The sequence below is a fragment of the Streptomyces alkaliphilus genome (assembly GCF_014141535.1).
GTDB lineage: Bacteria > Actinomycetota > Actinomycetes > Streptomycetales > Streptomycetaceae > Streptomyces > Streptomyces alkaliphilus.
Genome location: NZ_VKHT01000314.1, coordinates 1 through 5,205 on the forward strand (window position 1 = coordinate 1; position 5,205 = coordinate 5,205).

Genomic DNA, 5,205 nt, shown 5'->3' on the forward strand with positions numbered 1-5,205 from the left:
CGCTTCACCCGCGCCCGGTGACGATGACACCGTGGGGGAAGGCGGTGCGGTGGGCGACGTCGAAGAGGGTGGGGTCGAAGGCGCCGTCGAGGAGCGGGGCCCCGGCGCCGGCGACCACCGGATAGCTCTTGATCACGAGTTCGTCGATCTCGGGCAGGAGGGTTCCCGCGAGCTTTCCCCCGCCGCAGAGCCAGATGTCCCGGTCGCTCTCCTCCCGCTTGAGTTCGCGCACCAGGCCGATCGGGTCGTCCGGGACGACGGTGACGGCCGGATCGATGTCGGGTTCGAGCGTGCCGGAGACCACGTACTGCCGCAGGTGGGCGTATGGGCTGGTGATCCCGTGGTCGAGGGCGGGGCGATAGGCGCCGAGGCCCATGACGACGGTGTCGAAGTGCCGGTTGGGGGTGTCGACGAGGCCGACGGCGGCGCGGGCGGCGGTGGGGACGGTCTCGGGGTATGTCGCGCCCATCCATGACGAGTAGGCGGCGCCCCGGTCTCCCTCGCCCGGGGGGAAGAAGTCGTACTCCCCGCCGGGGCCGGCGATGCGGCCGTCGAGCGTGACGGCGATGTAGTACACGAGCTTTCGCATTCGTTGACAACTCCGTTCGTAGTACTCTGATTGAAGTGGTGTGAACGTAGTACTACGGTTGGAGTGGTGTCAATGGTGAGGCGGAACGAGCAGCGGCGCGTCGCCCTGGTGGACGCGGCGATCGAGGTGCTGGCACGCGAGGGGGCCCGGGGCCTGACCTTCCGGGCGGTGGACGCCGAGGCCGCCGTGCCGCCGGGGACCGCGTCCAACTACTTCGCCAACCGCGACCAGTTGCTCACCGGAGCCGGCGCCCGCGTCTACGAGCGGCTGCACCCGGGTGAGGCCGCCCTCGCCCGCCACCGCACGGTCCCCCGCGACCGGGAGACCTACACGGAGCTGATGCGCGAACTCGTCGGCCGCGTCTCCTCCTTCCGCACCGGCTACCTCGCGCTGCTCGAACTCCGCCTCGAGGCCACCCGCCGCCCCGAACTGCGGAGGGTCCTCACCGAGCGGGTCCGGGCCGACGTCGATGCCAACATCGCCCACCACGAGGCGTCCGGACTCCCCGGCGACGCCACGGCCGTCAAGCTGCTGATACTGGCCCTGAACTGGCTGATCGTCGAACAGCTCACCCTGCCCGAGGTCTTCACGAAGGAGGAGCGTGAACAGCTCGTGGCGGCGGCGGTCGACCGGATCGTGGCGGGCGGGTAGCGGCGGCCGGGTAGCGGCGGGGCCGGCTGTCCGGCCCCGCCGGTCGTCAGAGCGCGACGCGGATCGGCCGGGCGTCCCGCCGGCCGTACGCCAGGACCCGGGACAGCACCTTGCGGAAGCGGGCGATCTCCTCGGCGGGCGCCTCCAGGACCGCCTCGATCTCCGGATCGGAGAGGTTCGGGGCGGGCAGGGCGGAGGGGTCCAACGACACCCGCAGCACGTTCCCGCGCAGGACGGCCTCGCGCACGCATCCGTACGCCGTGCCCTGATCGACGGTAACCGGGCAGTGGGTGTCCAGGCCGGACGAGACGTCCTGCTCGTCCGGCTCCCCGCCGTCGCACATGAAGGACAGGAGGAAGCCGTCGCCGTCCCGGTGCTCCGCGACACCGGCTTCGAGGAAGTCGCCGTCGGGATCCGTCTCCGCGCTCGCCACCCGTGCGATGAACCGATGGGTCATACCGGGGTTGTATCAGGCCGTCCGGCCTGCCGGGCGGGCTCCGCCGGCTGCACGGCGCCCCGGAAGGTGGCGCGGTAGGCGCGGGGCGAGACGCCGATCGTCTCCCGGAAGTGCTGCCGCATCGCGCTCCCCGTCCCGAAGCCCGTCCGGGTGGCGATCGTGTCCACCGGAAGGTCGGTGCCCTCCAGCAACCGGCACGCCTGCTGGATGCGTTGGTGGGTGAGCCACCGGATCGGGGTCACCCCCGTCTCCTGCCGGAACCGACGGCTGAGGGTGCGCACGCTCATCGACGCCCGCCGGGCCAGCTCCTCCAGGGTGAGCGGTTCGCCCAGGTGTTCCAGGGCGTGCAGGCGGGCGGGGGCGGTGGAGGACCCGCCGGGCCCGGGGACGGGGCGGTCGATGTACTGGGCTTGGCCGCCCTCGCGGTGGGGCGGGACGACGGTGCGGCGGGCCACCGTGTTGGCCACCTCCGCGCCGTGGTCGCGACGGATCATGTGCAGGCACAGGTCGATGCCGGCGGCGACCCCCGCCGAGGTGAGGACGTTCCCGTCCTCGGTGTAGAGGACATCGGGGTCCACGTCGATCTCCGGGTACAGGGAGCGCAGTTCCCCGCAGGACTTCCAGTGCGTCGTCGCCCGTCGCCCGGTCAGCAGGCCGGCGGCGGCGAGGGCGAAGGCGCCGGTGCAGATCGAGGCCACCCGGGCCCCGGCGGGGATCCTGCCGAGGGCGGCGCGGACCCGGGGGTCCAGGCGGCCCCGTTCCTGCGGGCCGTAGTCCTCGTCCGCCGCCGGGACGATCACCGTGTCGGCCTCCTCCAGGGCCTCCGGGCCCCGTCCGACGCGGAGGGTGAAGTCCGCGTCGGTGGTCACCTCCCCGGCCTCCGGCGCGCAGGTCACCACCTCGTACAGCGGCCGGTCGTCCGCGTCGAGCGCCGTCCCGAAGAGGCGGTGCACGATCCCCGCCTCCAGCGGGATCAGCCCCGGCCGGACGAGGACCACCACCCGGTGCGGTCCCTCTCCGGTGCCGTTCTCCCCGATCCCGCGCTCCCGGTCCATGGCCGGATTCTTGCACAGTGTGGCCATCCGGCCAGTGGTTTCGTTTCCCGGGCGCTCGAAGGATGTGGGGCATGACGACGAGCGCCGCACACACCCGCCGGGACGCCGGACCCCCGTCCTGCGGGGACCCGTCCCCGCCCCCACGGGACGCGGGCGGCCGGGCGTGGGGAGTGGCCGCCGTGACCGGGGTCGCGATCGTCGTCGCCGGTGTCTTCTCCACCATCCCCGGTCTCCTCCAGGACCCCCTGCACCGCGAGTTCGCCTGGTCCCGGGGCGAGATCGGCCTGGCCGCCTCGGCGAACATGGTGCTCTACGGCCTGACCGCGCCGTTCGCCGCGGCCCTCGCCGACCGGCTCGGCCTGCGCCGCGTCGTGGCCGGGGCCCTCGGCCTCCTCGTCGCCGGCGCGCTGCTGAGCACGGTGATGACCGCCGCCTGGCAGTTCGTCCTCTTCTGGGGGCTGCTGATCGGCTCGGGCATGGGCGCGCTGTCCATGACGCTGGGCGCGGTCGTCACCCACCGCTGGTTCGTCGCCCACCGGGGGCTGGTCACCGGCCTGCTCTCCTCCGGCGGCGTGCTCGGCCAGATGGTGTTCCTGCCCGGGCTGGCGTGGATCGTCGCCCGGCACGACTGGCGCCCGGCGCTGATCGGGCCCGCGCTGCTCGCCCTCGCCGTCGTGCCCCTCGTCGTGCTCCTGCTGCGCGACCACCCCGCCGACATCGGACGGCGCCCGTACGGCGGCACCGTCCCCGTCCCGAAGCCGCCCCCGGTGCCCGGCGCGGCGCGCCGCGCCCTGACCGTGCTGCGCCGGGCCGCCGGCACCGTCCCCTTCTGGGTGCTCGCCGCCGCGTTCGCGATCTGCGGGGCGACGACCAACGGCATCCTGTGGACGCACTTCGTGCCGGCCGCGCACGACCACGGGATGCCCGCCGGCACGGCGTCCGGACTGCTCGCCCTCATCGGCGTCTTCACGGTGGTCGGCACGGTCCTCGCCGGGCGGCTCACCGACCGGATGGACCCCCGCCGTCTGCTCGCGATCTGCTTCGCGCTGAGGGGGGTGCTGCTGCTCTCGCTGCCCGTCGTGCTGGCGGCGACCGTCACGCCGGCGACGATGGTCTTCGTGGTGGCCTTCGGGCTGGTGGACCTCGCCACGGTCCCGCCCGTGATCGCCCTCTGCCGCCGCTTCCACGGCGACGACGGGGCCGTGGTCTTCGGTTGGGTCGCCGCGACACACCAGGTGGGGGCGGCGATCGTCGCCTTCCTCGCCGGTGTCGCCCGGGACGCCTTCGGCAGCTACACACCGGTGTGGGTGCTCCTCGCGGCGGCCTGCGCGGTCGGAGCCCTGCTGTCCTCCGTCCTGCGGGGCGCCGGCCCACCGGACGCCGCCACCCGCACCGGCGGGTGACCCCGACCCCGGGCCCGCGCCGGCGCCCGACGGTCAGCGGCGGGTGGCGAGGACCAGGCGGCAGCGGGGGGAGCCGTCGGGGCGGTGCCCCAGGGCGTCCAGCGCCGGGGCCTCGACGTCGAACCCGACCCGGCGCAGGTCCGCCAGCACCTCCGTGAGCCGGAAGGTGCCGTAGTACATGACGAACGGGGGCCGCCACAGCGCGTTGCGCACCCGCATGGCGGCGTCGAAGCCGCGCAGCAGCCAGAACTCCCGCGAGGAGGGAGGCAGGGGCGCGGCGACGGGGAAGGCGAACCGCCCGCCGGGCCGCAGCGCGTCCCGCACCCCGGCGAAGAGGCCCGGCCGTTCGGCGGGCAGGAAGTGACCGAAGGCGCCGAGCGAGATCGCGATGTCGAAGGCGCCCTTCGGCGTGAACGGCAACCGGCGGGCGTCGGCCCGCACCCAGTCGATGGGGATGGCGCCGGGCGGCTTCGGCACGATCTCGCGGGCGACGTCCAGCATCCCGGCGCTGAAGTCCACCCCCACCACCCGTTCCCGGCACACCCCGCGCAGCATCGTCGTCCCGGCGCCGGTGCCGCAGCACACGTCGAGGCCGGTGCCGAAGGGGCCGAGCCGCCACAACACGTCGCCGACCGCGTCCACCACCCGGTCCGGCGTGCGGAACGGGGTGTGGTCGAACTTCGGCGCCAACAGGTCGTACCCGCGCTCGGTGGAGGAGAGCGCCTGTACGGCGAGTTCGCGGAGCGTCGGACCCTCGGGGGAGAACACGCCCCCACCGTATCGGGCCCCGGGTCAGCGGATGTCCGCCTCCGGGTGCTCGGCGTCCCAGCGGCGACGGGAGGCGGCGATCGCGTCGCGGTGGTCGGCGAACTGTTCGCGGTTCCGGGGCCTGGAACGCCTGCCCGCCTCCACCGTCTCCTTCCTCGCCCTGGTCGGCCCGCTGGTCGCGGCGGTGCTGGGGTGGGTCGTGCTCGGTGAGGCGTTCACCGTCCGCCAACTGCTCGGCGGCCTGCTCATCGCCGGTGCGATCCTCCTCACCCAACTCGTCAC

General features: G+C 74.1%; 7 protein-coding genes. 3 read left to right on the plus strand and 4 right to left on the minus strand.

The genetic code is table 11. The annotated features are described in order from the left end of the window. Positions 1-4: 4 nt before the first annotated feature. Positions 5-589: a dihydrofolate reductase family protein gene (locus FNQ90_RS11955; protein ID WP_182606357.1), complete on the minus strand. Its 585-nt coding sequence runs from the start codon at positions 587-589 to the stop codon at positions 5-7. A 72-nt stretch (positions 590-661) separates the two neighbouring features. Between FNQ90_RS11955 and FNQ90_RS11960 the strand changes: the two genes are divergently transcribed. Further along, positions 662-1,240, plus strand: coding sequence for a TetR/AcrR family transcriptional regulator (locus tag FNQ90_RS11960; protein ID WP_143623965.1), 579 nt, complete (start codon positions 662-664; stop codon positions 1,238-1,240). 46 nt (positions 1,241-1,286) lie between these two features. Here FNQ90_RS11960 and FNQ90_RS11965 read toward each other — a convergent pair whose 3' ends face one another. Together FNQ90_RS11965 and FNQ90_RS11970 are read right to left on the minus strand one after the other, a co-directional pair. Next, positions 1,287-1,697 carry an Imm10 family immunity protein gene (locus tag FNQ90_RS11965; protein ID WP_182606358.1) on the minus strand — a complete coding sequence of 137 codons (411 nt, stop codon included), beginning with the start codon at positions 1,695-1,697 and terminating at the stop codon, positions 1,287-1,289. After that, positions 1,694-2,779, minus strand: coding sequence for a GlxA family transcriptional regulator (locus FNQ90_RS11970; protein WP_182606359.1), 1,086 nt, complete (start codon positions 2,777-2,779; stop codon positions 1,694-1,696). The genes FNQ90_RS11965 and FNQ90_RS11970 overlap by 4 nt, the downstream gene beginning before the upstream one ends. 152 nt (positions 2,780-2,931) lie before the next feature. Here FNQ90_RS11970 and FNQ90_RS11975 point away from each other — a divergent pair, with 152 nt between their 5' ends. Beyond that, positions 2,932-4,155, plus strand: coding sequence for an MFS transporter (locus tag FNQ90_RS11975; RefSeq protein WP_407699348.1), 1,224 nt, complete (start codon positions 2,932-2,934; stop codon positions 4,153-4,155). A gap of 33 nt (positions 4,156-4,188) precedes the next feature. Here FNQ90_RS11975 and FNQ90_RS11980 read toward each other — a convergent pair whose 3' ends face one another. Further along, complete coding sequence (locus FNQ90_RS11980; RefSeq protein WP_182606361.1) at positions 4,189-4,923, minus strand: class I SAM-dependent methyltransferase; 735 nt, start codon at positions 4,921-4,923, stop codon at positions 4,189-4,191. A 31-nt stretch (positions 4,924-4,954) separates the two neighbouring features. On the opposite strand from FNQ90_RS11980, the gene FNQ90_RS11985 reads away from it, so the two are divergent. Next, positions 4,955-5,205, plus strand: a 251-nt coding sequence (locus FNQ90_RS11985; RefSeq protein WP_182606362.1) for an EamA family transporter, incomplete at its 3' end; no start/stop codon positions are given.